The 26,681-nt window shown below is 66.2% G+C and carries 22 protein-coding genes; 16 read left to right on the forward strand and 6 right to left on the reverse strand.

What is annotated here, in order from left to right; translation table 11 throughout:
* Window positions 1-2 precede the first annotated feature (2 nt).
* From KZJ38_RS06180 to KZJ38_RS06265, 15 genes are all read left to right on the forward strand, one after another.
* Window positions 3-254 carry an acyl carrier protein gene (locus tag KZJ38_RS06180; protein ID WP_219799256.1) on the forward strand — a complete coding sequence of 84 codons (252 nt, stop codon included), beginning with the start codon at window positions 3-5 and terminating at the stop codon, window positions 252-254.
* The gene (locus KZJ38_RS06185) at window positions 254-910 is read left to right on the forward strand and encodes a COG4648 family protein (RefSeq protein WP_219799257.1); all 657 of its coding nucleotides are present in this window, start codon (window positions 254-256) and stop codon (window positions 908-910) included. The genes KZJ38_RS06180 and KZJ38_RS06185 overlap by 1 nt, the downstream gene beginning before the upstream one ends.
* Window positions 907-2,715, forward strand: a complete 1,809-nt coding sequence (locus tag KZJ38_RS06190) for an ApeI family dehydratase (protein WP_219799258.1) — start codon at window positions 907-909, stop codon at window positions 2,713-2,715. The genes KZJ38_RS06185 and KZJ38_RS06190 overlap by 4 nt, the downstream gene beginning before the upstream one ends.
* The gene (locus KZJ38_RS36405) at window positions 2,712-4,766 is read left to right on the forward strand and encodes a glycosyltransferase family 2 protein (protein ID WP_246641656.1); all 2,055 of its coding nucleotides are present in this window, start codon (window positions 2,712-2,714) and stop codon (window positions 4,764-4,766) included. The genes KZJ38_RS06190 and KZJ38_RS36405 overlap by 4 nt, the downstream gene beginning before the upstream one ends.
* The gene (locus KZJ38_RS06210) at window positions 4,753-6,411 is read left to right on the forward strand and encodes an HAL/PAL/TAL family ammonia-lyase (protein ID WP_219799259.1); all 1,659 of its coding nucleotides are present in this window, start codon (window positions 4,753-4,755) and stop codon (window positions 6,409-6,411) included. Before KZJ38_RS36405 ends, KZJ38_RS06210 begins: the two co-directional genes overlap by 14 nt.
* Window positions 6,389-6,835 carry an acyl-CoA thioesterase gene (locus tag KZJ38_RS06215; RefSeq protein WP_425518328.1) on the forward strand — a complete coding sequence of 149 codons (447 nt, stop codon included), beginning with the start codon at window positions 6,389-6,391 and terminating at the stop codon, window positions 6,833-6,835. Before KZJ38_RS06210 ends, KZJ38_RS06215 begins: the two co-directional genes overlap by 23 nt.
* A complete protein-coding gene (locus KZJ38_RS06220) occupies window positions 6,823-7,581 on the forward strand; it encodes a LolA family protein (protein WP_219799260.1) in 759 nt (252 codons plus the stop codon). The genes KZJ38_RS06215 and KZJ38_RS06220 overlap by 13 nt, the downstream gene beginning before the upstream one ends.
* Window positions 7,581-10,154, forward strand: a complete 2,574-nt coding sequence (locus KZJ38_RS36410) for an MMPL family transporter (protein WP_246641657.1) — start codon at window positions 7,581-7,583, stop codon at window positions 10,152-10,154. Before KZJ38_RS06220 ends, KZJ38_RS36410 begins: the two co-directional genes overlap by 1 nt.
* Window positions 10,151-11,368 (forward strand): beta-ketoacyl-[acyl-carrier-protein] synthase family protein, encoded by a 1,218-nt coding sequence (locus KZJ38_RS06235; protein WP_219799261.1) that lies wholly within the window; start codon window positions 10,151-10,153, stop codon window positions 11,366-11,368. Before KZJ38_RS36410 ends, KZJ38_RS06235 begins: the two co-directional genes overlap by 4 nt.
* A gap of 51 nt (window positions 11,369-11,419) precedes the next feature.
* Window positions 11,420-11,980 carry a hotdog family protein gene (locus tag KZJ38_RS06240; protein ID WP_219799262.1) on the forward strand — a complete coding sequence of 187 codons (561 nt, stop codon included), beginning with the start codon at window positions 11,420-11,422 and terminating at the stop codon, window positions 11,978-11,980.
* Entirely contained in the window at window positions 11,977-12,702 is a 726-nt protein-coding gene (locus tag KZJ38_RS06245; RefSeq protein WP_219799263.1) for a 3-ketoacyl-ACP reductase FabG2, read from the forward strand. Before KZJ38_RS06240 ends, KZJ38_RS06245 begins: the two co-directional genes overlap by 4 nt.
* Window positions 12,702-13,928, forward strand: coding sequence for a beta-ketoacyl-ACP synthase (locus tag KZJ38_RS06250; protein WP_219799264.1), 1,227 nt, complete (start codon window positions 12,702-12,704; stop codon window positions 13,926-13,928). Before KZJ38_RS06245 ends, KZJ38_RS06250 begins: the two co-directional genes overlap by 1 nt.
* Window positions 13,925-15,217: a beta-ketoacyl synthase N-terminal-like domain-containing protein gene (locus tag KZJ38_RS06255; protein WP_219799265.1), complete on the forward strand. Its 1,293-nt coding sequence runs from the start codon at window positions 13,925-13,927 to the stop codon at window positions 15,215-15,217. Before KZJ38_RS06250 ends, KZJ38_RS06255 begins: the two co-directional genes overlap by 4 nt.
* 64 nt (window positions 15,218-15,281) lie before the next feature.
* Window positions 15,282-15,710 carry a YbjQ family protein gene (locus KZJ38_RS06260; RefSeq protein ID WP_219799266.1) on the forward strand — a complete coding sequence of 143 codons (429 nt, stop codon included), beginning with the start codon at window positions 15,282-15,284 and terminating at the stop codon, window positions 15,708-15,710.
* A gap of 98 nt (window positions 15,711-15,808) precedes the next feature.
* Window positions 15,809-16,198 carry an excinuclease ABC subunit A gene (locus KZJ38_RS06265; RefSeq protein WP_219800141.1) on the forward strand — a complete coding sequence of 130 codons (390 nt, stop codon included), beginning with the start codon at window positions 15,809-15,811 and terminating at the stop codon, window positions 16,196-16,198.
* An 86-nt stretch (window positions 16,199-16,284) separates the two neighbouring features.
* On the opposite strand, the gene KZJ38_RS06270 is transcribed toward KZJ38_RS06265, so the two are convergent.
* On the reverse strand, window positions 16,285-17,022 hold the full coding sequence (locus KZJ38_RS06270) for a class I SAM-dependent methyltransferase (protein ID WP_219799267.1): 738 nt from the start codon (window positions 17,020-17,022) through the stop codon (window positions 16,285-16,287).
* Window positions 17,023-17,155: 133 nt separating this feature from the next.
* Here KZJ38_RS06270 and KZJ38_RS06275 point away from each other — a divergent pair, with 133 nt between their 5' ends.
* Window positions 17,156-18,409, forward strand: a complete 1,254-nt coding sequence (locus tag KZJ38_RS06275; protein ID WP_219799268.1) for an NAD(P)/FAD-dependent oxidoreductase — start codon at window positions 17,156-17,158, stop codon at window positions 18,407-18,409.
* Between the two features lie 60 nt (window positions 18,410-18,469).
* Here KZJ38_RS06275 and guaD read toward each other — a convergent pair whose 3' ends face one another.
* The 5 genes from guaD to xdhA form a co-directional block, all read right to left on the reverse strand.
* Window positions 18,470-19,807: a guanine deaminase gene (guaD, locus tag KZJ38_RS06280; RefSeq protein WP_219799269.1), complete on the reverse strand. Its 1,338-nt coding sequence runs from the start codon at window positions 19,805-19,807 to the stop codon at window positions 18,470-18,472.
* A gap of 67 nt (window positions 19,808-19,874) precedes the next feature.
* Window positions 19,875-20,927, reverse strand: a complete 1,053-nt coding sequence (locus KZJ38_RS06285; protein ID WP_219799270.1) for an adenosine deaminase — start codon at window positions 20,925-20,927, stop codon at window positions 19,875-19,877.
* Between the two features lie 41 nt (window positions 20,928-20,968).
* Window positions 20,969-21,985, reverse strand: a complete 1,017-nt coding sequence (xdhC, locus tag KZJ38_RS06290) for a xanthine dehydrogenase accessory protein XdhC (RefSeq protein WP_219799271.1) — start codon at window positions 21,983-21,985, stop codon at window positions 20,969-20,971.
* Between the two features lie 49 nt (window positions 21,986-22,034).
* Window positions 22,035-24,647, reverse strand: a complete 2,613-nt coding sequence (gene xdhB, locus KZJ38_RS06295; protein ID WP_246641658.1) for a xanthine dehydrogenase molybdopterin binding subunit — start codon at window positions 24,645-24,647, stop codon at window positions 22,035-22,037.
* Entirely contained in the window at window positions 24,647-26,194 is a 1,548-nt protein-coding gene (xdhA, locus tag KZJ38_RS06300; protein ID WP_219799272.1) for a xanthine dehydrogenase small subunit, read from the reverse strand. Before xdhA ends, xdhB begins: the two co-directional genes overlap by 1 nt.
* Window positions 26,195-26,681: the final 487 nt, after the last annotated feature.

The following is a 26,681-nucleotide window of genomic DNA, read 5'->3' on the forward strand; positions in this document are numbered from 1 at the left end:
ACGTGACCGACGCAGAAATCCTCGCGCGCATTCGCGCGATCTTCAAGGAGAACTTCGCCATCGATCCCGAACGCGTGACGCCCGAGGCGCACCTGTTCGAGGAACTCGACCTCGATAGTATCGACGCCGTCGATCTGGCGATCAAGCTGCAGGAAATGACGGGCCGTCGCATCAAGCCGGAAGAGTTCAAGTCGGTGCGCACGGTGGGCGATGTGATCGTTGCGGTCGAATCGCTGCTCGCGGCGCAGGGCTGATGCAGCAGGATCCGTCGCATGGACCGGCCGCTACGGGCGCCGCGCGCCGCGTGACGGCGCGCGTGATGAACGTCGCGGCGAAACTCGCTTATCCGGTCGTGATTCTGTTCGCGTGGCACTCGCGTGCGCCGCGCTACGTCGGCTGCATGCTGTTCGGCCTGCTTTGCGTGCAGCAGATCGCGCGCCGCGGCGCGCTCGCCGCGACGCTCAAGCGCATCTCGGCCGTCGAATGGAGCGTGGCGGCATTGCTCGGCTGCGGCTCCGCGGTCATCGTCGCGACCAATAGCGAACTGCTGCTGCGCCTCTACCCGAGTCTCGTAAACCTCGGCTTGCTGATCGCGTTCGGCGCGACGCTCGTGCGCGGGCCGTCGATGGTCGAGAAATTTGCGCGGCTGCGCAAGCCGGATCTGAGCGAACCGGCGATTCGCTATACGCGTCACGTGACTCAGGTGTGGTGTGCGTTCTTCGTGCTGAACGGCGCGTTTTCGCTCTATACGGCGCTGTGCTGGCCGCGCGATGCGTGGTCGCTCTATAACGGCGCGATTGCGTATGGATTGATCGGCCTGTTGTTCGCCGGCGAGATCGTGTGGCGTTATCTCGTCGTGTTGCCGCGCGTGGCGCGTGCTGAACCGTCGGCACGCTCGGAGGCCGCATGATCGCGCTGCACGATCTGCTGCGCGGCCGGCGTGCGGCGCATACGCCGGTTTGCCGCGACGTATCGCGAGGCGACGCGCAAGATCAGGCGCAAGGACAGACGCAAGGACAGACGCAAGATCGCGTGCAAGGCCACTCTTCAAGCGCCTCAAAAACCGCCACGACGATCGACCACGCCGCATTTTGCGCGCGCGTCGCTGCGATCGCGGCGCATGTCGATAAGCAGCAGGGCACGCGCTGCGCGCTGTGCATCGACGACACCTACGACTTCGCCTGCGCGCTCTTCGCGATCCTCGCGTGCGGCAAGGAGCCGGTGATTCCCGCTAGCGCGACGCCAGGCTATCTGGCCGACCTTGCCGGCGCGTACGACTCGGTCCTGACCGACGCATCGGTGCAGGCGCTCGCCCGCGAGACTTCGCTGATGTCCGATCCCGCGTCTTCCGCCGAACGCGCCGGTCGATACACACATATCGATCCGCACGCGCCGCTCACGCTGTACACATCCGGCAGTAGCGGCACGCCGAAGCCGATTCGTAAAACGCTCGCGCAGTTCGATGCCGAAGTGCGCACGCTCGAAAACCAGTGGCGCGATCTCGCAGGCACTGCGACGGTCGTCGCGAGCGTGCCGCATCGGCATATCTACGGTTTGCTGTTTCGCGTGCTGTGGCCGCTGGCGGCCGGCCGGCCGTTCGATCGAACGGCGGTGAACGAGCCGCAGCAATTGCAGACGCGCATCGATGCGTACGGGGCGACGGTCGTCGTTTCCGCACCCGCGCAGTTGTCGCGCTGGCCCGCATTACCCGGCTTCGCGACGCTCGCGCCGGTGCCGCGCGCGTTCTTTTCGTCGGGCGGACCGCTTGCCGAAGAGGCCGCGCGCGAGTACGCGGCCGCGTTCGGCGGCGCGTCGCCGGTGGAAATCTACGGCAGCACCGAGACGGGCGGCATCGGCTGGCGCTGCCAGAGCGCATCGACGGCGTGGCAGCCGCTGGTCGGCATCGACACGCGGCGCGGCGTGGATGGGGCGCTCGAACTGCGCTCGCCGCATCTCGGTCACGACGACTGGCATCGCACCGACGACGCCGTGTCGTTCGATGCAAACGGCCGCTTTACGCTGCAAGGTCGGCTCGACCGCATCGTGAAGCTCGACGGCAAGCGCGTGTCGTTGCCCGAACTCGAAGCGCGCCTGATGCTGCACCCCTATGTCGCGCAGGCCGCGACGGTGCCGCTCGCCGGTGTATCGCGCGAGCGCATCGGCGCCGTGATCGCGTTGAGCGAGACGGGCAGTGCGGCGCTGCGCGCGAGCGGCCGCATTGCGCTCGCGAAGACGCTGCATCGTCATCTCGCGACGTATTTCGACACCGTCGTGTTGCCGCGCCGCTGGCGTTTCAGGATCGCGCTGCCTTACGACGCGCGCGGCAAACTGCCCGCCACCACGCTTGCGCAAGCGTTCGGACCGCGCCCGGAAGGCGTCGAAGTGCTGGCGGAAGCGCGCGACGGCAACGAACTGCACTACGAACTGCGCGTGCCGCCGTCGCTCGTCCATTTCGACGGCCACTTCCCCGGCGTGCCGATTCTGCCGGGCGTCGTGCAGCTCGACTGGGCGATCCGCCTCGCGTCCGAACACGTGCCCGGCGTGGACGGCCTCGCGTCGATCGACCGGCTCAAATTCACGGCGCCCGTGCGCCCCGGCGCGCTGCTCGCGCTGACGCTCGCGCACGACGCGCCGCGGCGGCGCGTGCAGTTCTCTTACCGGCTCGGGGAACGCGATTGCGCGTCGGGCGTGATCGTCTATCGGGAGTCCACGTGAATTTCGCCGCCTGCATCGTGGTGCCGATATACAACCACAAGGACGCGATCGGCGAAACGCTCGCGAAGCTCGCGGTCCACGGGCTGCCGATCTTTCTCGTCGACGACGGCAGCGATGCCGCGACGCGCGAAGTGCTCAATGCGCTGCACGACCGGTACGCCCCGCAACTGACGCTGCTGCGGCGGCCGAAGAACGGCGGCAAGGGTGCGGCCGTGATGGACGGACTGCGCGCCGCGCGGGTCGCCGGCTACACGCATGCGCTGCAGATCGACGCCGATGGGCAGCACGATGCAGCCGATGTGCCGCGTTTTATCGAAGCCGCGCGCGCCGCGCCCGCGGCTGTCGTGATCGGCCGTCCGGTCTACGACGCGAGCGTGCCGAAGGCGCGTTTGTACGGCCGCTATCTGACGCACGTGTGGGTGTGGATCGAAACGCTGTCGCTGACGATCGGCGATTCGATGTGCGGCTTCCGGCTCTATCCGCTTGCGGCCGCGTGCGCGCTGCTCGACGAGGTCGCGCTGCCGGAGCGCATGGACTTCGACATCGAGATCCTCGTGCGTTTGTACTGGCGGCATATCGCGTTTCGCACGCTCGACACTCGCGTCACGTACGCGCAGGACGGCGTGTCGCATTTCGATGTGCTGTGGGACAACGTGCGCATCTCGCGCAGCCACACGCGCCTCGTGTGCGGGATGCTCTGGCGCTTGCCGGTGCTGCTCGCGCACAAGCTGATGCCGCGCGACGCGGGCGTGCCGGTTGTGGAAAACGACGCGGTAAGCGGGGCTGCGAACGGCCCTGCAATCGGCCTCGAAGACAGGCCTGAAAACGCGGCGGCGGCCGGCGCCAAACACAGCGCGCCGCACAGCGGCCGCCCGAATGCCACCGCATCCACCGCATCCACGGCGTCCACCGCGTCCACGCAAGCGCCGGTCAACCCTCATCACTGGTCGCGTATTGCCGAACGCGGCAGCCGTCTCGGCATGCAAACCCTTGCGCTCAGTTGCCGGCTGTTCGGTCTGCGTGTGACGGGCTGGCTACTGCATCCGATCGTCGCGTACTTCCTGCTGACGGGCCGCGCCGCGCGGAGTGCCTCGCGCACGTATTTCACGCGACTCGCGAACGCCGCGCAAAACGATGCAGCCGAAGCGACGCGCGCTGAAAAAGCGAACATCGCAAGCGACAAAACGCGCGACGAGACAGCAAGCAACACAAGCGGCGACGCAACGCACAGCAGCAACGCAATACAAAACCCCCGTATGCCGCGCCCCGGCTGGCCCAGCGCATACCGGCAGATGTACGCCTTCGCGCAAGCCGGCCTGCACAAGCTTGCCGCATGGTCCGGCCGCGTCAACATCGACGCAATCGCCTTCGACGATCCGTCCGCATTCGAAGCGCTGGCCGCGAGCGGCCGCGGCGCGCTCGTCATCGGCGCGCATCTCGGCAATCTGGAAATGATGCGCGCGCTCGCCATACGCGGCGCATACGTGAAGATCACCGCGATCGTCTACACCGAACACGCGCGGCGCTTCAACAATGTGCTGGCCGGCGCGAACAGCCAGTTCGCGCAGCGCCTTGTCGAAGTCAGCGACTTCGGTCCGCAGACGTCGATGATGATGCAGGAGCGCATCGACGCGGGCGAACTGCTCGTGATTGTCGGCGACCGCGTGCCGGCGAGCGAATCGGGCCGCACGATCGACGCGCAGTTTCTCGGTGCGACCGCGCCGTTCGCGCAAGGGCCGTACGTGCTCGCGCATGCGCTCGGCTGCCCGGTCTACCTGTTTTTCTGCCTGAAGGAAGCGCGCGCAAGCTATCGCGTCTACTTCGAGCCGTTCGCCGAACGCATCGAACTGCCGCGCGGCGAGCGGCTTGCGCATCTGGCCGCATGGGCGCAACGCTATGCGGCGCGGCTCGAGTACTACTGCCGCAAAGCGCCTTACCAGTGGTTCAACTTTTACGATTTCTGGGCGCGTCCCGCGAAGGCGACGCCCGCACAAGACCGCTTCGTGCGCGTGTCCGCGCGAAGCAACGGGGGAGCGAATGGCCGAGCATGACCTGAGCGGCGACGCACGCACGATCGATGCGCGCGCAACCATCAAGCAGCGCGCCGCACAACAGCCGGTCGTCATCGGCGGCCGGCGGATGGCAATCGAAGACGTCGTGGCGATCGCGCAGCGGCGCGCGCCCGTCGCCTTGAGCGCCGACCCGGCGTGGCGCGCGCGTATCGAACGCGGCGCGGAATTCCTGCGCCGGCATCTGGCGGCAGGCGCGACCGTGTACGGCGTCAATACCGGTTACGGCGAGGCCTGCGTCGTCGACGTGCCGATGGATCTCGTCAACGCATTGCCGCTGCAGCTCACGCGCTATCACGGCTGCGGCATGGGCGCGTATCTCGACGATGCGCAAACGCTTGCGGTCATCGCCGCGCGGCTCAACTCACTCGCGTATGGCCTGTCGGGCGTGCGGCCGATTCTGCTCGAGCGCCTCGCCGATCTGATCAATCACCGGATTCTGCCGCGCATTCCGTCGGAGGGCTCGGTCGGCGCGAGCGGCGACCTGACGCCGTTGTCGTATGTTGCCGCTGCGATCGTCGGCGAACGCGACGTGATGTTCAACGACGCGCTGCGCGAGGCGCGCGGCGTGTGGACCGAACTCGACCGCGCGCCGCTCACACTCGCCCCGAAGGAAGGCCTCGCGCTGATGAACGGCACGGCGGTGATGACAGGCCTTGCGTGCCTCGCGTTCGCGCGCGCCGACCATCTGACGCGTATCGCGACGCGCCTGACGGCGTTGTCGACGGTTGCGCTCGACGGACGCGCCGCGCATTTCGACGCGCTGATTTTCGAGGCGAAGCCGCATGCGGGCCAGGCCGAAGCGGCCGCATGGATTCGCGCGGACCTCGCCGGCCGCGACGATACGCCGGGCCACCGTCTGCAGGACCGCTATTCGATCCGCTGTGCACCGCATGTGATCGGCGTGGCGCGCGACGCGTTGTCATGGGTGCGGCGCGACGTCGAAAACGAACTGAACAGCGCAAACGACAATCCGCTCGTCGATCCCGACAGCGAGCGCGTGCTGCACGGCGGCAACTTCTACGGCGGCCATATCGCGTTCGCGATGGACTCGCTGAAGACGGCGGTCGCCAATCTCGCGGACCTGATGGACCGCCAGCTTGCGCTGCTGGTCGACGAGAAGTTCAACAACGGCTTGCCGCGCAATCTGTCCGGCGCGACGTCGTCGCGTGCGCCGATCAATCACGGCTTCAAGGCGGTGCAGATTTCGTCGTCCGCATGGACGGCCGAAGCATTGAAGCTGACGATGCCCGCGAGCGTGTTCTCGCGTTCGACCGAATCGCACAATCAGGACAAGGTCAGCATGGGCACGATCGCCGCGCGCGACTGCCTGCGCGTGATCGAGCTAACGGAGCAGGTCGCGGCCGCGCATACGCTCGCGGCCGTGCAGGCCTTGCGGCTGCGCGTGCGCGACGCTGCTGCGACGCTCGTGCCCACGCCGCTCGCGAGCTTCGCGGACCGCGTCAATGCGCAATCGCCGTTCGTCGACGAGGACCGCGCGCTCGAAATGGACCTGCGTGCGCTGACTGCGCAAATCGCCGATGGCGCGCTGGTCGATGCATTCGCCGACGTGCGCGTCGGCGTGCCCCGCGAGGAGAAAACCGATGCAGATGCACGAACTCGCTAATTCCGCGCCGGTCCTTGCGGCAAGCGGATTCGTCGAAGTGCCGTTTCACGACGTCGACGCCATGAACGTCTGCTGGCACGGCAACTATCTGAAGTACTTCGAGATCGGCCGCGCGGCTTTGTTGCGCGCATTCGACTACGACTACCGCGAGATGCAGGCGTCCGGTTATTTGTGGCCGATCGTCGAGGCGCATCTGAAGTATGTGCGGCCGGCCACCTACGGGCAGCAGCTCGAGGTGCGGGCCGAACTGCTCGAGTACCAGAACCGTTTGAAGATCGGCTACACGATCGTCGATCGCGCGTCCGGCACGCGCCTCACGAAGGGCTACACGATTCAGGTCGCGGTCGATGCCGCGTCGCAGGAATTGCAGTTCGAGTCGCCGCTGGTCGTATTCGAGAAACTGGAGCGTGTATGGAAAGCTTGAATCTGAAACGATACCGGCGCGTGCGCGCGATGGTGACGGGGACCGTGACGGTCGTTGCGGCGCTGACCTTGTCCGTGGGTGCAGCGGGCCTTCTGTTGCGCTGCGTGGACGCGGTGGCGGCGTCGCCTGCAGCGGCGAATGCAGCTTCGGCTTCGGCTGCAGCGGTGGCGGGCAATCCTGGACTCGTCGCATCGATCGCATCCGAGCTCGGCCATATGAACGGCGTACGCGCCCAATTCACGCAGACACAGACGCTTTCCGCCATGCGCGAGCCGCTCGTGAACACGGGCTCGCTGCTGTTTTTCCGCGCGCGTGGCGTGATCTGGCGCATCGATACGCCGTATAAAACGACCTACGTCATCGACGATGCCGGCGTCAGCGAAGTCAACCCGAACGGTCAGCACCTGAAGACCGACGGCGCGCCGCGCACAGGGGGCGGGGCGCAGGGCGTCGCCCAGGTCTCGCGGATGATGCGCTCGATGTTCGGCGGAGATCTCTCGGCGCTATACGCGCAGTTCGACGTCGACGCGCGCGGCACGCCCGAGCAATGGCAAATGCTGCTCAAGCCTAACCAGCCGCAGCTCGCGCAGGCGATCAAATCCTTGCAGATGAGCGGCGGCGCGTATTTGCAGCACGTGCGCATCACGCTGGCGAACGGCGATGTGACGCAACTCGACTTCACGCGCAGCAGCGCCGTCGACGCACTGACGCCGGCCGAGCGCGCGCTCTTTGGAGCGTCGTCGTAATGGAACTCACGCAGCAACGGCTCGTGCGGCAGCGCTGGGGCATCCGGGCCGTCTGGCTCGTGCTCGCGCTCGTCGCGGTGCTGTATTGCGCGTGGCGTTTCACCGGGCCGTCGCCGTTGCAAACGAACCTGCTCGAACTGCTTCCGCAGACCGAAGCCGATCCGGTCGCCGAGCAAGCGGTCGACGCCCTCGCGGCCGCGCTAGGCGACCGCACCGTCTACGTCGTGACCGCGAACGACGGCGACCACGCGAAAGCGGCCGCGAAATCGCTGGCGGCGACGCTCTCGTCGAGCGGCGCATTCCGCACGGTGACCGCACAACTGCCGCCGTTCGACCTGTCGCAGATCAGCGGTCTCTATCTGCCTTACCGTTTCGGGTTGCTGACGGCCGCGGACCGCGCGTCGCTCGCCGATCCTTCGATGCCGCTGCGCGACGCGCTGCTGCGGCGCCTGTATAACCCCGTGCACGGCGCATTCGCGACGCCGCTCGCGGACGATCCGTTCGGCTGGCTCGAACACTGGCTCGCCGCCTTGCCGCTCGCGACGTCGAACCTCGGCATCGAAGACGGCCTGCTCGTCGCGCACCGCGGCGCGGCGACCAGCGTGCTGGTGGTCGCAACGCTGCCGGGCTCGGCCTACGATGCACCGCTCGAACAGGCGGTGCTGCACGCGAGCGAGCGCGGCGAGAAGCAGCTTAAGACACAGTTTCCCGACGTGACGCTCGCCCGCACCGGCGCCGTGTTTTACGCCCAGGCCGCGCGCGCCGCAGCGGAGCGCGAGGTGCATCTGATCGGCGCGACGTCCGCGTTCGGCATTGCCTTGCTGATGCTGTGGGTGTTCCGCTCGCCGCGCTTTCTCGTGCTCGCTTTTCTGTCGACCGCGCTTGGCATTGTCTGTGCGCTCGCGGCAACGATGCTGCTGTTCGGCAAGCTGCATCTCGTCACGCTCGTGTTCGGCGCGAGTCTGATCGGCGAGGCAGTCGATTACTCGATTCAGTACTTTGTCGTGGCGCTCGGTGGGTCGGGCGATCGCGACGGCCGTCATGCAGGTAGCGAATCCACGCGCTTCGATGCGCAGCGCGCCGCGCGGGCGGTGCGTCCGGCACTGACCGTTGCGCTGACCACGAGTCTGCTCGGCTATGCGATTCTCGCGTGCGTGCCGTTTCCGGCGCTGCGGCAGATTGCGTGCTTTGCGATCGTCGGCATTTGTGCGGCGTTCGCTTCGGTGCTGACGCTGCTGCCTGCGTTGATGCCGCGGATGCAGCGGCGTTGGGCTGGTCAATCGAATCAATCGACGAGCCAAGCGACGAACCAAGCGACGGGCCAGTCGAGCCAGTCGAGCCAGTCGCGACAAACGGGCCAAAAAAGCTACGCAAGCGGGGCATCGCTTAAAACCCGCCGCAATTCGCGCACACTATTCGATGCAGCAGGGCGGCTGCTCACGCACTGGCACGCGTTACTGAATGGCCGCCGCGCATGGATCGTCGCCGCACTGCTGCTGGTCGCGGCGGCACCGGGCTGGCTGCTTCTGTCGAGCGACGACGATATCCATCTGCTGATCAATCGCGATCCATCGCTGGCGAGGCAGGAAAACGCCATCCGCACCGCGATCGGTATCGACAACACCGCGCAGTTCTTCGTCGTGCGCGGCGAAACGCCCGAGATCGCGCTGCAGCGCGCGGAAACGCTCGGCGCGCGGCTCGATGCGCTAAGCGGCGCGTCGTCGGCGGAGGGCTGGCAGTCGGTGACGTCGTTCGTGCCGTCGGCCAAGCGCCAGGTGGACGATCGCGCACTGCTCGCGAAGCGCGTCTTCGACAACCCCGCCGCGTTGCGCGCGACGCTCGTCAGCGCGGGCTTTCGCGACGATGTCGCCGATGCATGGCTCGCGGCGTATCGGCAGCCGGCGAGTCCCGCTCCGCTCACGATCGACCGCTGGCTTGCCGCGCCGTGGTCGCGGCCGTTCCGTCATCTATGGCTCAACACCGCCGACACCGGGTCACGCGGCTACGCGGCGCTCGTCATTCCGCAGCGGGTGAATGCCGGCAATCTGCCGGCGCTGCTTGCCGCGGCGCATGCGGTGCCCGGCGCTGTGTTCGTCGACAAGGCGGCCAGCGTGTCGAAGCTGTTCGGCGCGTATCGCGTCGATAGCGCGCTGTGGCTCGCCGGCGCACTGGTGCTCGTGCTCGCGCTGTCGATGTTCCGTTATGGGTCGCGCGGGGGCATCGAGGTGACGATGCCGGTGCTGCTGGCGGTAGCGCTGACGCTCGCGGCATTCGGCTACGCGCATATTCCGCTCAATCTGTTCAACTGCCTTGCGTTGATGCTCGTGCTCGGCGTCGGCTCGAATTACGCGGTGTTCCTGCGCGAGGGCTGCATGCGCGCGGGCGCCGATCTCGGCGCGGTCTGGACGGGCGTGCTGCTGTCGGCCGCCACCACGCTGCTGTCGTTCGGCATGCTCGGCGCGAGCGCGATGCCCGCGCTGCACAGCTTCGGCACGACGCTCGCGCTCGGCATTGCGGTCGCGGTGCTGCTTGCGCCGATCGGCATGCCGTCGAATTTACGGAGGACCGCATGAGCGCTTCGCTGAGCATTCCGAAGGCGCAAAAATCGAAACAAGCGGTCTATCTGCACGCGCTCGGCATGGTCAACGCGCTCGGCGACCATGTCGACACGATTGCAGCCGCGCTCGCCGCTGGACACGCGCCGGGTATGACCACGCTTGCCACGGGCATCGGCGACGCATTCGTCGGCCGCGTGATCGCCGCGCTCGACATCGTGCCGCCAGCATCGCTCGAGCCCTATGACTGCCGCAACAACCGCTTGCTGCTCGCCGCGCTCGCGCAGATTGCGCCGCACGTCGACGCGGCGCGCGAACGCTACGGCGCTGACCGGATCGGCGTCGTGCTCGGTACGAGCACATCGGGCATCGACGCGGCCGAAGCGGCGTTCGCGCACCGGGCACAGGCGGGCGCGATGCCGGCAGGCTTCGATTACCGGCAGACGGAAATCGGCGCGGCGGCGCCGTTCGCCGCCGCGGCGCTCGGCATCGACGGCCCCGCATTCACGGTGTCCACCGCTTGTACATCGAGCGCGAAGGCGTTCGTCTCCGCGCGCCGCCTGCTGCAGTTGCAACTGTGCGACGCAGTGGTGGTCGGCGGCGTCGATTCGCTGTGCGAGCTGACTGTGCAAGGCTTCGCATCGCTCGAATCGACGAGTACGACGCGTACCAATCCGATGAGCGTCAACCGTTGCGGGATCAACGTCGGCGAAGGGGCGGCCGTGTTTCTGATGAGCCGCGATGAAGGTCCGGTCGCACTCATCGGCTGCGGCGAATCGAGCGACGCGCATCACATTTCCGCGCCGGACCCGCAAGGCGTGGGCGGTGAACTGGCGTTGCGCGCGGCGCTCGACGACGCCGGACTCGCGCCGTCGGCGATCGGTTATGTGAACCTGCATGCCACGGCGACGCGCAAGAACGACGAAATGGAATCGCAGCTGATGGCGCGCGTGTTCGCCGGCGGCGTCGCGGCAAGCGGCACGAAGCCGTACACGGGCCATCAGCTCGGCGCGGCCGGCGCGACCGAACTCGGCTTCGCGTGGCTCACGCTCGCGCGCGAACGCATGGCCTTGCCGCGTCACTGCTGGGACGGACAGCCCGATCCCGCGTTGCCGAGGCTGGACCTCGTCGAAGACGAACGGTATTTGCCGCGCGGCGTTGGCATGCGCTATGTGATGAGCAATTCGTTTGCGTTCGGCGGCAGCAATTGCAGCCTGATTCTCGCGGGCTGAACGGGACGATAAAAGGGCAATAAAAGGGACGACAAAGGGCGCAAAAAAGCCATGAGCGAAGCGATCAACGAAACGATAAGCGAGACACGAGGCGAAGCGGGCGCATCGCTTGCCGCGTCCGTCCGCATCGAAGCGAAAGCGGAAGCAGAAGCGGAGGTCTTCGAGCCGATCGAGGTCATCCTGCCGCATCGCGGCTCGATGCTGCTCGTCGACCGCGTGAGCGCATGCAGCGACGACACGCTGACCGCACACGCGACCGTCCATGCCGACGCCTGGTACGCCAATGCCGACGGCGCGATGCCCGCGTGGATCGGCATCGAGCTGATGGCGCAGGCGATTGCCGCGCACGTCTCGCTGCTCGCGATGCGCGCGGGCGGCCGCGCGCGGCCCGGCGTGCTGCTCGGCTCGCGCAGCTACGAAGCATGCGTGCCGGCTTTTGCGCGCGATGCGCAACTGCGCATCGACGCCAAGGAAGTGCTGCGCAGCACCGAAGGACACGGCGCGTACGAATGCACGATTGAGCACGACGGCACGCGTTGCGCGCAAGCCGTGATCAAGGTGTACCAGCCGACCGATTTTCAGTCATTCATCGAGGGGATTTCCGGATCATGAGCCGGCGCGTTCTCATTACCGGCGCAAGCCGCGGCATCGGCCGCGCGATTGCGTATCAACTGGCCGCGGACGGATTCGCGGTCACCGTCGGCTGCCGCACAGGCCGCAGCGAAGCCGAAGCCGTGACGGCCGGCATCGCGGCGCAGGGCGGCTCCGCGCGCGTGCTGCAGTTCGATGTGCGCGAGCGCGCCGCCTGCCGCGAGGTGCTCGAAGCCGATGTGGCCGCGCACGGCGCGTACTACGGCATCGTCTGCAGCGCCGGCGTGACGCGCGACGCTGCGTTTCCGGCGCTGACCGACGAAGACTGGGACGTCGTGATCGAAACCGGGCTCGACGCGTTCTACAACGTCGTGCATCCGCTGACGATGCCGATGGTGCGCGCGAAGCAGGGCGGCCGCATCGTCACGATCGCGTCGGTGTCGGGCGTGATCGGCAATCGCGGCCAGGTCAACTACAGCGCCGCGAAGGCGGGTCTGATCGGCGCGACGAAGGCGCTCGCGGTCGAGCTCGCGTCGCGTGCGATCACGGTGAATTGCGTGGCGCCGGGGCTGATCGAAACCGGCATGCTCGACGAGGTGCCGGTCGAACATGCGCTGAAGACCGTGCCAATGAACCGCGTCGGCCAGCCGGCCGAAGTCGCGGCGGCGGTCAGTTTCCTGATGTCGGATGCGGCTTCGTATGTGACGCGTCAGGTGATCGGCGTCAACGGCGGGATGATCTGATGAAGCGCGTCGTCATTACCGGTATGAGCGGCGTGACCGCATTCGGCAGCCGCTGGGACGACATCGAAGCGGCCTTGAAACGCGGCCGCAACGCCGTGCGGCGGATCGCCGAATGGGAACGCTTCGAGTCGCTGCATACGCGTCTCGCGTGCCCGCTGCCTGAGTTTTCCGTGCCCGCGCATTATCCGCGCAAGAAGACGCGCGCGATGGGTCCGGTTTCGGTCTATGCGGTGCGCGCGAGCGAACTCGCGCTCGCCGATGCGGGCCTCGCCGACGATGCGTCGATTGCCGATGGCCGCATGGGGGTCGCCTACGGTTCGTCGTCGGGTTCGGTCGAACCGATACGCGCGTTCGGCACGATGCTCGAAACGGGCTCGATGGCGGATGTGACGTCGAACAGCTACGTGCAGATGATGCCGCATACGACGGCCGTCAATGTGAGCCTCTTCTGGGATCTGAAAGGGCGCATCGTGCCGACTTCGTCGGCGTGCGTATCGGGCAGCCAGGCGATCGGCTATGCGTACGAAACGATCGCGACCGGCAAGGCCAGTCTGATGCTCGCGGGCGGCGCGGAAGAGCTGTCGGGGCCGGCCGTGGCCGTGTTCGACACGCTTTACGCGACCAGCACGCGCAACGACGAAGCGCACCTGACACCGCGTCCGTTCGATGCGGCGCGCGACGGGCTCGTGGTCGGCGAAGGCGCGGCAACGCTCGTGCTCGAGGAATACGAGCACGCGCTGGCCCGCGGCGCGCGCATTCATGCGGAACTCGTGGGCTTCGGCTGCAATTCCGACGGCGCGCATATGACGCAGCCGAACGCACCGACGATGGCGCGCGCGATGCAGCTCGCACTCGACGACGCGCAATTGAATCGCGATGCGATTGCCTACGTGAACGCGCACGGCACGGCGACCGATCGCGGCGACGTCGCGGAAAGCGCGGCGACCGCGCAGATTTTCGGCGAACGCATGCCGATCAGTTCGTTGAAGAGCTACGTCGGCCATACGCTTGGCGCGTGCGGCGCGCTCGAGGCATGGTGGACGATCGAGATGATGAACCGTAACTGGTTCGCGCCGACGCTGAACCTCACGCAGGTCGACCCGGCCTGCGCGCCGCTCGACTACATCACGGGCGAAGGCCGCGAGATCGATGCCGAATACGTGATGAGCAATAACTTCGCGTTCGGCGGGATCAATACGTCGCTGATCTTCAGGCGCGTTCGATGAGTGCTGCCGTAGAACGCCGGCTCGCGCACGAACGCCGCTCCGCGCGCGTCGTCGTGACCGGCATGGGCATCGTGTCGTGTCTCGGCAATACGCTCGCGCAGGTGTCGGCCGCGTTGCGCGACGGCAAGAGCGGCATCGTGCGCGTCGACGCGTGGCGCGAGCGCGGCTTCGCGAGCCAGGTGGCCGGCGTGGCGAGCGTGGAGCACGAGCCGCCGTTCGATCGCAAGCTCGAGCGCTTTATGGGCGACACCGCGCGCTTCGCGTGCCACGCGGTGAAGAAGGCACTCGACGACGCGGCATTGCCCGCGCACGCGCTGCATTCGCCGCGTGCGGGCGCTGTGATCGGCTCGGGTGTCGGCACGATGTCGGCGTACGACGCGGCGATGGCGATTGCGCATACGCGTGGTGTCGACAAGGTGCCGCCGTACACGGTGCCGCAAGCGATGAGCAGCACCGCGTCAGCCAATGTCGCACAGGTATTCGGCGTTGAAGGGGTGGCCTATTCGCCGTCGTCGGCGTGCACGACTTCGGCGCTTGCGATCGGGCAGGCGCTGCAGCTGATCCGCAGCGGCGCGCAGGACATCGTGCTCGCGGGCGGCAGCGAATGCCTGCACGACAACATGACGCTGATGTTCGATGCGATGCACGCGCTGTCGCGCCGCTCGAACGATGCGCCGCAGCAGGCGTCGCGCCCGTACGACGTCGCGCGCGACGGCTTTGTGATCGCATCGGGTGGTGGTGTGCTCGTGCTCGAATCGCTCGATCATGCGCTGGCGCGCGGTGCGCGGATTTATGCCGAGCTGACGGGCTTTGGACAATGCACGGACGGCGCGGGGATGGTGACGCCGCACGCGCACGGCATTGCGCGCGCGATTCGAAGCGCGCTTGCGGATGCCGATGCTGGTGCTGGCGCCGATTCTGCGGCTCGAATCGGTTCGCCCGACTACGTGAACACACACGGACCGTCGACGCCGTCAGGCGACGTCGAAGAAGTGCGGGCGATGCAAGACGTGTGGGGCACGGACGTGCCGCCGTTTTCGTCGACGAAGGGTTTCACGGGGCATCCGCTTGGCGCGTGCGGTGCGCACGAGGCGATCTACGCGCTGCTGATGATGCGCGACCGGTTTATCGCGGGCAACGCGCCGATCGATGACGCGGACCCCTGCATCGAGGGGATGCCGCTCGTGCGCGCGACGCGCGACGCGGTGCTCGAGCGTGTGATGTCGGTGTCGTTCGGGTTCGGCGGCAGTTGCGCGAGCCTGATCTTCGATGCCTGGAAGAAAGCCTGAAAGCAGCAATGAAGCAGCAATGAAGCAGCAAAGCGATTGATTTTTTACAACGAGGTCAAAAACAATGAGAGTCAAAAGCATAACGGCGGCGCTGGCTATCGTCGCCTTCACACAGGCCGGCTGCGCAACGCATGTCCAGTCGTTGCCGCTGCAACCGGTGACGAACCCGAGCACGTCGCAGCATGACGATGTCGCGCTCTACTTTGGCAAGGCCACCCATCCGGAAGTGAAGCGCACGCTCGGCGAACGCACGCAATCCGCGCGCATCGCACGCCGTACCGACGGCCCGGAGTCGTGCAATCAGGCGCTCAACGACGCGTTGCAGAAACTGCGCAGCTACGCGAGAGATCACCATGCGAACGCGGTGATCAATATCTCGACACGCTTTCACAGCACCGAAACCGAATCCGATACCGTGTACACGTGCGGCCTTAGCACGAGCTCGGCATCCATCAACGTGCGCGGCGATGTTGTCGTGCTCGAGTCGAAGTGAAACCCATCGGGGAGAGTGTCATGCAACACGAATTGAAAAAGCAGTTGAAACATGCACTGGTTCTTGCCGCAGTGGCCGGCGTCTGCGCAGCGGGCACGATGTCGCAGGCCTATGCGCGCGATACGGTCGAAACCTTTTCGATCGACGCGGCATTGAAAAGCGAGCCCGGCAAGGTGGGCGACGACGTCGCGTTGTACTTCGCGGGGCAGCGTCATCCGTCGGTGGCGAAGACGATGGGCGAATTCGCGACCAACAAGAAGACCAACGCGTTCGGCAAGAGCGATGAAGCCGCCTGCCAGCGTGTGTTCCTCTCGGCGGTGCTCGAGTTGCAGGAGCGCGCGCGTAAGGAAGGCGGTAACGCGGTGATCAATATCAAGAGCAACTACAAGGGCGAGCTGCACGAGAGCGCGACCGATTTCACCTGCGGCGCGGGCGCGGTTGTGGCCGGTGTCGCGCTGAAAGGCGACGTCGTGACGCTCAGGAAGTAACGCGGGCGGCCGGGGTATGCCGCCACGCGTGATGCGCTCGTCGCGCCTCGTTAAGCGATCTTGATTAGCGGTCGTGGTAAGCGCTCTTAATAAGCGCTCTTGACCGCCGCGACGTTGACGAGCGTTTCCCTGCGCTTGCCGGGCTGCGGACGATGCAGCCCGAGCCGCTCGAAGAGTCCGAAGTCCTTCGCGCGGCTCCACCACAGGTAAGGCAGCGACACGTTGCGTTCGCCGAATGTGAAGCCGCCGCTGCGAATCATCTCGAGGTAACCGTCCGCGCTTTTCTGTACATGCATCGGATGACGAAACAGCAGGCGGATCACCCACGACTTGATATACGCATCGGTCGATTCGGCGAACAGCAGCACACCGCCCGGCTTCAGCACGCGATGGAATTCGGCGAGCGTGCGCTCCTGCTCGACGAGGTGATGGAAGGTCTGATGGCAGAACACGATGTCGGCGCTTTCGTTGGGCGCCGGCAGTGCCGCGCAGTCGCCGTGCAGCAGTTCGATATGCGTGGCGGGATGGTGATCGCGGCACGCGTGGGCGGCAGCCGCCGCGAGCTTGAGCGACGGCTCATGAAAATCGATGCCGAGTATGCGCGACGGATTAAACGTTTGCGCGAGCAGACGAAACGAAATGCCTTGTCCGCAACCGGCATCGATGATGACCGGATGCTCGGGCAACGGTGTGTCGATCAGCCGTTTCAGATCGTTGATGGCAACGCGCAGCACATGGTGTTCCCACGTATGGGTACGCAGAAACCAGACGCCGAACGCCGATTCGGGCACGTACTGCACGCTGGAAGTGTCGGACGACAACATTGGATTCCCCGTGGTCGGTCTGATTGTGAGTTTGAGTTGTGCGAGTGCGCGTCATTGTAATCGCGGCGCCCGCCGGGCGTCGCGGCAGATCGTTGCGAACGCAGCGAAAATTTGACGAAAGAAGAGAAGAACGATGAACCAAGGGAACTCAAAAGAAGTCGTCACCGACGTCGCGATTATCGGTGCCGGTCCTTCAGGGGCGGTCGCAGCCGCGTTGCTGCGCAAGGCGGGCCATTCGGTGCTGGTGCTCGAGCGTGAGCACTTTCCGCGCTTTTCGATCGGGGAGAGCCTGCTGCCGCAAAGCATGGCGTATCTCGAAGAGGCGGGCATGCTGCAAGCCGTGGTCGAAGCGGGCTTCCAGTTCAAGAACGGCGCGCATTTCGTGCACGGCGAACGCGTTTCGGCGTTCGATTTCCGCGACAAGCACTCGGCGGGCTGGGGCACGACGTATCAGGTCGAACGCGCGACCTTCGACGATATCCTGATCCGCTGCGCGATGCAGCAGGGCGCCGAAGTGCGCTTCGGCCATACGGTGCTTGCGATGCAGACCGGCGACGCGCCCGTGCTCGAGGTCAAGGATGAGGCCGGCGATGCGTATCGGGTGTGCGCACGCTTCGTGCTCGACGCGAGCGGCTTTGGCCGCGTGCTACCGCGTCTTCTGAATCTCGAAGCGCCGACGCGCATGCCGACGCGCGCGGCGATCTTTACGCATGCACGCGATCTGAATCCGCCCGGCGTCTACGATCGCAACAAGATTCTCGTCGCCGTGCATCCTGAGCATCGCGATGTCTGGTACTGGATGATTCCGCTGGCGGGCGGACGGGTGTCGGTCGGCTGCGTGGCCGAGGCGAGCTTTCTCGATGTGCCGGAAGCGGAGCGCGAAGCGAAGCTGCGCGCACTCGTGCGCGCCGAGCCGACGTTTGCGGCATTGGTCGGCGATGCGCCGTTCCTGATGCCGGTGCGCCGCATCGGTGGCTATGCGGCGAACGTCGAGCGCCTGCACGGCCTCGGCTACGCGCTGCTCGGCAACGCGGGCGAGTTTCTCGATCCGGTGTTTTCATCGGGCGTGACGATCGCGCTACGCTCGGCGCATCTCGCGGTTCACACGCTGGCGAAGCAGCTGAACGGTGCAACCATCGATTGGTCTACCGCTTACGACCGGCCGTTGCGCAAAGGTATCGACACGTTCCGCGCGTTTGTCGAGCGCTGGTACACGGGCGAATTGCAGGACATCATCTTCTACGAAGATCAGACGCCGTCGATTCGCCGCATGATCAGCGCGGTGCTGGCCGGCTATGCGTGGGATGAAACGAACCCGTACGTGGCGGAGCCGGTGCGGCGTCTTGGCACCTTGCATCAGACGGTGCTTGCCATGGCGGGCGAGTAGCGCGGCCAACCCGCGGCCAACCCGCGGCTGGCCTCTGGCGCCGGCCCGCGGGCTCAATGCTTACGCCGCGATCCGCGTTTTTCTCGCCACATGCTCGCGCGGCGTATCGCGGCGGTGCACGCGTTGTCCTGCCGCATACGTTTCGAACACCGCGCGATCGTCGCCTAGCAGCGCGAACGCGAACAGCAGCTCTTCGAGCGTGTTACTGCGCGACGTGCGGCGCGCGAGCAGCGGCGTCGCTTGCGGATCGAGCACGACGAAGTCCGCTTCGGTGCGCGGCTTCAGCGTGCCGACCTGTTCCGCGAGATCGAGCGCCTCGGCCGCACCCGCGGTCGCGAGCCAGAACATGCGCGTCGCGCTCAGGTAGTAGCCGGAAAGGGCCGCCACCTTGTGCGCTTCGTTCATCGTCTGCAGCATCGAAAACGAGGTGCCGCCGCCGACGTCGGTCGCAAGCGCGAGCGGCATACCGGTTGCGTCGGCCTTCGCGAAGTCGAACAGGCCGCTGCCGAGGAACAGGTTCGACGTCGGGCAGTGCGCCGCGATCGCGCCCGTGTCGGCCATCCGCTTGCGATCCGTATCGTCGAGGTAGATGCAGTGGCCGTACACGGCGCGACGGCGCAACAGCCCATAGTGGTCGTAGACGTCGAGATAGCTGCGGTGACCCGGAAACAGCTCGGCGACCCATTTCACTTCATCGGTGTTTTCCGCGACGTGACTTTGAATAAATACGTCCGGATACTGGCGCGCGAGTTCGCCGCACGCACGCATCTGCTCGTCGGTCGAGGTCGGCGCGAAGCGCGGCGTGAGCGCGTACATCTGGCGGCCCTTGTTGTGCCAGCGGCCTATCAGCTCCGCGCTGTCGTCGTAGCCCGATTGCGCGGTATCGCGCAGGAACTCGGGGCAGTGGCGGTCCATCAGCACCTTGCCGGCCGCCATGCGCAGATTGCGCGCATGGCTTTCCTCAAAGAGCGCGTCCGCCGAATCCTTGTGCACCGTGCAGTAGACCAGCGCGGTCGTCGTGCCGCACGCGAGCAGTTCATCGACGAAAAAGCGCGCGGTGTCGCGTGCGATCGCGGGGTCTTCGAAGCCGCGTTCGGTCGGAAACGTGTAGGTGTCGAGCCACGGCAGCAGGCCCGGCGCCGGCGACGCGATCATGTCGGTCTGCGGGAAGTGGATATGCGTATCGATAAAGCCCGGCACGATCAGCTTGTCGCGCATCTCGTGCACGGGCGTGCCGGGCGCGAGTTGCGGCGCCGTCGACGCGTAAGCGCCCGCCGCGACCACATGGCCGTCTTCGACGATCAGCAGGCCGTCTTCATCGAAGACCGCCGCGTTGGACGATTGCGCGGGATCGCCGTTGAACGTCAGCAGTTGTGCGCGAAAAGCCGATTGAGTCATGACAGGACGTGTCTCCGGAATGTAGGGATGCGGGGATGCGTGTTCACGGGTCGCGGAATGGATGCGTCTATCGCGCGGGCGCCGCGTGCCAGTGCGCATCGAGCTGCGCGATCAACGCGTCGCGCTCTTGCGGCGTAACGAACGACGCGTCGAAGCCGTTGCGGATAATCGTGTAGATCTCGTCGTCGGTGAGCTTGAGCGCCTCGATCGTCGCGCGGTAGTTTTCGTTCACATAGCCGCCGAAATAAGCGGGGTCGTCCGAATTTACGGTGACCGCAACGCCGTGATCGAGCAGACGCTTGAGCGTGTGCTTCGTCATATCGTCGAACACGCAGAGCTTGATGTTCGACAGCGGACAGACCGTGAGCGCGACGCGCGCATCCGCGAGGCGCGTGACGAGCGCCGGGTCTTCAATACACCGCACGCCGTGATCGACGCGATCGACGTTCAGCAGATCGAGCGCTTCATAGATGTACGACGGCGGCCCTTCTTCGCCCGCATGCGCGACGAGCTTGAGCCCTTTGGCACGCGCTTTTGCAAACACACGCTCGAACTTCGACGGCGGATGACCGCGTTCCGACGAATCGAGCCCGACACCGATGAGCCGGTGCGAGTACTGATCGAATAGCGGCAGCGCGGCGTCGAAGGTGGCGAGCGCATCGTCTTCGGACAGATGGCGCAGGAAGCACAGAATCAGCTTGCTCGACATGCCGCGGCGTTCCGCTTCCGCGAGCGCGCGTTCGATGCCGGCCACCACGGTGGCGATCGGCACGCCACGTTCGGTATGCGTCTGCGGATCGAAGAAAATCTCCGCATGCACGACATGATCGGCGAGCGCGCGCTCGACGTACGCCCTCGTCATATCGTAGAAGTCTTCTTCCTTGAGCAGCACGCTCGCGCCGGCGTAGTAGATGTCGAGAAACGACTGCAGATCGGTGAATGCATACGCGGCGCGCAGCGCGTCGATCGAGTCATAAGCGAGCTTGACGCCGTTGCGTTGCGCGAGCCGGAAAATCAGCTCGGGCTCGAGCGACCCTTCGATATGGATGTGCAATTCGGCTTTCGGTGCGCGCGCAACCTTTTCGGCGAGCGGTGTGCGTGGGGGGGTGGTTGTCGTCATTGTGTGGCCCTTGGTGGGTTTTCTGGTTGATTTGAATCCGGTCAGACGGTGGTTTGCGCGGACGCGGCATGCGCGTTCGCTTCGACCGCACGCAACACCTGCGCCGCGGCCGAGATGGCAATGATTTCAGGCGATTTGTCTTCGATGCCCTCTACCCCGAGCGGGCACTGCATGCGCGCGATACGCGCCGGATCGAGTCCGCGCGCGGCGAGCCGATGCTCGAACTGCTTGCGCTTCGAATGCGAGCCGATCATGCCGAAGAACGCAAAGTCGCCGCGCTGCAAAATGCGCTCGGCGAGCGCAAGGTCGCGCTGATGGTCGTGCGTCATGACGATGAAGTAGGTATTCGGCGCCGCGTGGTCGACGGCTTCGTCGGGCGCGTCGTTCGCGTCGATCGTCACGTTGTCGGCCTGCAGCGTGTCGGGCGCGGGGAATTGCGCGTCGCGTTCGTCGACCCAGCGCACGTGGCACGGCAGCGTGCCGAGCACGCGCACGAGCGCGGCGCCGACGTGACCGGCGCCGAACAGCACGACCGCGAAGTCGCGCGGCGCGATGGTTTCGGTGAGCAGCGCGCTGCTGTCGTCGAAGCCCGCGCCGTCCCACAGCAGGCAATCGGCGCTTTCGACGCCGGGCTCCGGGTCCGACAGCATGACCGCATCGGGCGCGGGGCCGAACGACACGCTGCGCACGGTCGACTGGCCCGCCGCGACGCGCTTCGCGAGCGACGTGACCCAGCCGAGATCGCCGACGTCGAGGCGCTCGAACGCGAGCACGACCGCGCCGCCGCAGCATTGCCCGAGGCTTGGGCCCAGCGCGAAGCGTTCGAGGCGGCGCGTATGCGGCATGCGCATGCCGTCGCGCAGCACCTGACGCGCGGTCTCGATCGCCTTCCATTCGAGATGACCGCCGCCGATCGTATGTTTTGCGGCTTCGCGCGTGACGATCATCTTCGTGCCGGCTTCGCGCGGCGCCGAGCCCTCGGCGCGCGCGACCGTGACGAGCACGACGGCGTCGCCGTGCGCGAGCAGGTGTTGCAGGTCGGTAAGCCACGCATGCATTCGGCTCTTCTCCATGCGAAGCCGCGGCAGGTGCGGCCGCGGCGGTTGATCAGGTCGAAGCGGACGTTGTTGCTGGCGCCGCTTCTGTGTTCGATTTTCCGACGGGCTCGCCGTTTGGACGTTGGCCCGGCAAGATCGTTGCGTTCGCATTCAATGCGTCGAGCGCATCGAGGATCGCCTCGGGTGTGGCGGGGGCGCGCAGTGGTGGGGCACGGCGTACGGTGTGCATCGTGTCGTGCGCTGCATCGGCCACTGTTGCTGCGATCGCATCGCGAATCGCAAGCAGCACCGAAAACGCCAGCAACAGCGGCGGCTCGCCGACCGCCTTCGAGCGAAATACCGTCGGCTCCGCATTGTCGTTGCGATAGAGGCGCACATTGAATGCCGCGGGCGTATCGCTGACCGCCGGAATCTTGTATGTCGACGGCGCATGCGTCATCAGGCGTCCGTCGCGATTCCACCAGAGCTCCTCGGTCGTGAGCCAGCCCATGCCCTGAATAAAGCCGCCCTCGATCTGGCCGATATCGATCGCCGGATTGATCGAGCGGCCCGCGTCATGCAGCAGGTCCGCGCGCAGCAGCTTCCATTCGCCGGTCAGCGTATCGATGACCACCTCCGATACCGCCGCGCCGTAGGCAAAGTAGTAGAACGGATGGCCGGTCAGCGTCTTCGAATCCCAGTGCACCTTTGGCGTCGCGTAGAAGCCGTCGGACCACAGCTGCACGCGCGCGAGATACGCCGCGTTGACGAGCTGCGCGAACGGTATCGACGCGCCATTCGATTGCACTTCGCCGCGCGCAAATGTCACGTTCCGCGCCTCGCCGCCGAGCAGGGTTACCGCGACTGCGGCGAGGCGCTCGCGTATCTTGCGCGCCGCGTCTTCGGCGGCCTTGCCGTTGATGTCGCTGCCGGTCGAGGCGGCCGTCGCTGATGTATTCGCGACCTTCGACGTGTCGGTCGCCGTCGCGCGAACCTGCGACAGCGCGAGGCCGAACTCGTTGGCCACCACCTGCGCGACCTTCGTGTTGAGTCCCTGGCCCATTTCGGTGCCGCCATGATTGACGAGCACGGAGCCGTCCTTGTAGACGTGCACGAGCGCGCCGGCCTGATTGAGAAACGGCACGTTAAACGAAATACCGAACTTGACCGGCGTCAGCGCAATGCCGCGCTTGAGCACCGGGCTCTGCGCATTCGCTTCGACGAGCGCCGCGCGCCGCGCGCGATAGTCGCTCGATGCGACGAGCTCGTCGACGAGCGGCTCGACGATATTGTCTTCGACGCGCTGTCCGTACGGCGTGATATCGCGCTCGCCGATGCCGTAGAAATTGGCGCGGCGCACGTCGAGCGGATCGAGCCCGAGTTCATGGGCGATATCGTCGAGCAGCACTTCCATCACAAGCGCGCCTTGCGGTCCGCCGAAGCCGCGAAACGCGGTGTTCGACTGCGTGTTGGTCTTGCATGCCAGCGAGACGATCTCGACGTCGGACAGGTAGTACGCGTTATCGAAGTGGCACAGCGCACGTGTCGCGACCGCGCCCGACAGGTCCGCCGAAAAGCCCGCGCGCAGCGCGATGTCGACGCGCGCGCCGAGGATGCGGCCGGTATCGTCGAAGCCCGCTTCGTATTCGTAGACCGCGTCGTGGCGCTTGCCGGTGATCATGAAGTCGTCGTCGCGATCGGCGCGCAGCTTGATCGGGCGATGCAGCTTGTAGGCGGCGAGCGCCGCGATGCACGCGAAAATGGCCGATTGCGATTCCTTGCCGCCGAAGCCGCCGCCCATGCGCCGGCATTCGCAGACCACGCTATGCGCGGGCCAGCCGAGCATATGCGCGACGACGAGTTGCATTTCGGTCGGATGCTGCGTCGAGCTATAGACGAGCATGCCGTCCATCTCTTTCGGCAGCGCGTAGGCGATCTGTCCTTCGAGATAAAACTGTTCCTGGCCGCCGACCTCGAAGGTGCCCGTGAGCCGGTGCGGCGCGGCTGCGATTTTTTCGGCGGGGGCGCCGCGCTTCAGATGCAGCGGCGGCAGCACGAACTGCTTTTTCGCTTTCGCCTCGGCGGCGGTGAGGACCGCTTCGAGCGGTTCGTAGCGCACGACGTCGTCACTCTTCGCGAGCGCGGCCGCGCGGCGCGCAAGGTCATGGCTCGTGGCGATCACGACGAACACCGGCTGGCCGAGGAACAGCACTTCGCCGTCGGCAAGGATCGGGTCGTCGTGGACGACGGGGCCGCAGTTGTTTTCGCCGGGAATGTCGTCGGCGGTGAACACGGCGACGACGCCGGGCGCGTTTTTCACCGCGTCGAGATCGAGCGACACGATGCGTGCGTGCGCGTGGCGCGACAGCCCGAGCGCGGCGTGCAAGGTGCCGTGCAGTTCGGGGATGTCGTCGGTGTAGGTCGCTTCGCCGCTGACGTGCAGCGCGGCGGATTCGTGTGGCAGCGGTACGCCGATCGCGGTGTCGCTGGCGCTGGAAGCGCGAGTATCGGTGTCGCGGCTTGCGGTGGCGAGTGGAGCCTGGGTTTGCGGGATGACCTGCGCGGCCGGTGCGGCATGTTCTGCGGTAGGTTTCGCAGGTGTGGCGCCCGGCGCGGCGTGTTCCGGAGCAGCGCTCTCAGGTGCGACATCTTGTGCGACGAACGGAACGGATCGCTGGTTCATCACAGAACCTCCTTCGTCGCTGCCGTCGCGTTTGCGTTCGCGTCCATCTGCGCGCCGTACGCGAACGCGCTGACGTCGACGAGCGGTAGAGGCGCATCGTCGCGCGTTTCCAGATGGAAGCGCCACAACGCATTGCGCGCGACCTTGAGCCGGTAGGCGCTCGATGCGCGCATATCGGTGAGCGGCTGGTAGTCGGTCGCGAGCGCCTCCATGGCGCGGCGCGCGGTCGCTTCGTCCCACGCGGCGCCGGTCAGCGCGGCTTCGGCGTGATGTGCGCGCTGCGGTGTCGCGGCCATGCCGCCGAATGCGATGCGCGCCTGTGCGATCACGCCGTTCTCGATGTGCAGCGCGAAGGCGCCGCATACCGCGGAGATATCCTGGTCGTAGCGCTTCGACACCTTGTAGGTGCGAAAGCGCAGGTGGGTCGCGGGGCGCGGCACGCGGATCGCTGCGACGAATTCTCCCGCCGCGAGCGCGGTTTTCTGGTAGCCGGTATAAAACGCGTCGAGCGGCAGCGTTCGGATGGTCGACTCGCGGCGCAACACGGCCTGCGCATCGAGCGCGAGCAGCGCAGGCATCGAATCGCCGATCGGCGAGCCGTTCGCGACGTTGCCGCCGAGCGTGCCCGCATGGCGGATCGGCAACGATGCGAAGCGTGCCCACAGTTCCGCGAGTTCCGGATAGTCGACGGCGAGTGCCGCATAGGCCGCTTCGAGTGATGCGGCGGCACCGATCGTCAGCGTTTGCGCATCGCGTTCGATCGTCTTCAATTCGGCGACGTTGCCGATAAACAGCACATCGCCGAGCTCGCGAAACTGCTTGGTTACCCATAAGCCGACGTCGGTGCTGCCCGCGACGATGCGCGCGTGCGGATGCCGCGCGCGTAGTTCGGCGAAGGCGTCGACGGTGAGCGGCGCGTAAAACGCGGGCGTGCCGAAGTCGGCGCCGCGTGCGTCAGGGCCTGTGTATTCGAAGGTCTCGTCGCGTCTGATCGACTCGAGTGTGCGCGTGAGCGCGGCGCGGTCGAGGGCGATCCGCGGATAGTCGAACATTTTTTGGGCCGCCTCGACGATCGGCCGGTAACCGGTGCAGCGGCACAGGTTGCCCGAGAGGGCCGCGTTGATTTCGTCGCGCGTCGGCAAGCCGGCGTCGGCGGGCTGATTTTCGTAGAGCGCCCACATCGACATCACGAAGCCCGGCGTGCAGAACCCGCATTGCGAGCCGTGACAGTCGAGCATGGCCTGCTGGACCGGATGCAGTGCGCCGTCGGCGGCGCGCAGGTCCTCGACGGTGAACAGCGCGCGGCCGTCGAGCGTCGGCAGGAACTGGATGCAGGCGTTGACGGCCTTCAGCTCGAGCGCGCCATGCGCATTGAGTTCGCCGATCACTACCGTGCACGCGCCGCAGTCGCCTTCTGCGCAGCCTTCCTTCGTGCCGGTGCAGCGCAGGTCCTCGCGCAGATGCTGGAGCACCGTGCGGGTTGCGGGCACGTCGCGCACCTCGTGCACGGCGCCCTGGCGGTAGAAGCGGATGGTGTGCTTTGTCATGGCAAAAACGGAAAGACATTGCGGACCGGGCGCGCGTTACGCATGGGCCCGCATCGGCCGGGCTCGCGCACGTAGATCGCCATCCTTGTTGCGAAGATAGCACCACCTTGTCCCGAAAATATTCCCCGGCGGTGATGAAGGCTATTCACATGCGGCCATGCACGACGGGTGAAGGTTCCCGCAAGCGTTCACGAGCCACGGCGGAAATTGCGCGGAGCCGCGCCGTGCAAGGCTGTGCGGCCAGTATGCGAAAGGCCGGGGGCGCCCGGCGCGGGACAGGCGCACGGCCAGGTGTTTACGCGAACACGGTGGCGTTTTTGCGCATTAAAGAAAGATGGCTGTCTCGCGCGGAGGTCGCTGGCGCCGCCTTGCAAGCGCAACTCGGCAAGGGCGACTCGACATGAAGCTCGCTGTCGGGGCGGCGCAACAGCGGCGGTCAGCGAGGTAGCGAGCGCTGTCTGCCGGCTGCGCGGGTCTGGTCGTCGAG

The organism is Paraburkholderia edwinii (assembly GCF_019428685.1).
Taxonomy (GTDB): Bacteria; Pseudomonadota; Gammaproteobacteria; order Burkholderiales; family Burkholderiaceae; genus Paraburkholderia; species Paraburkholderia edwinii.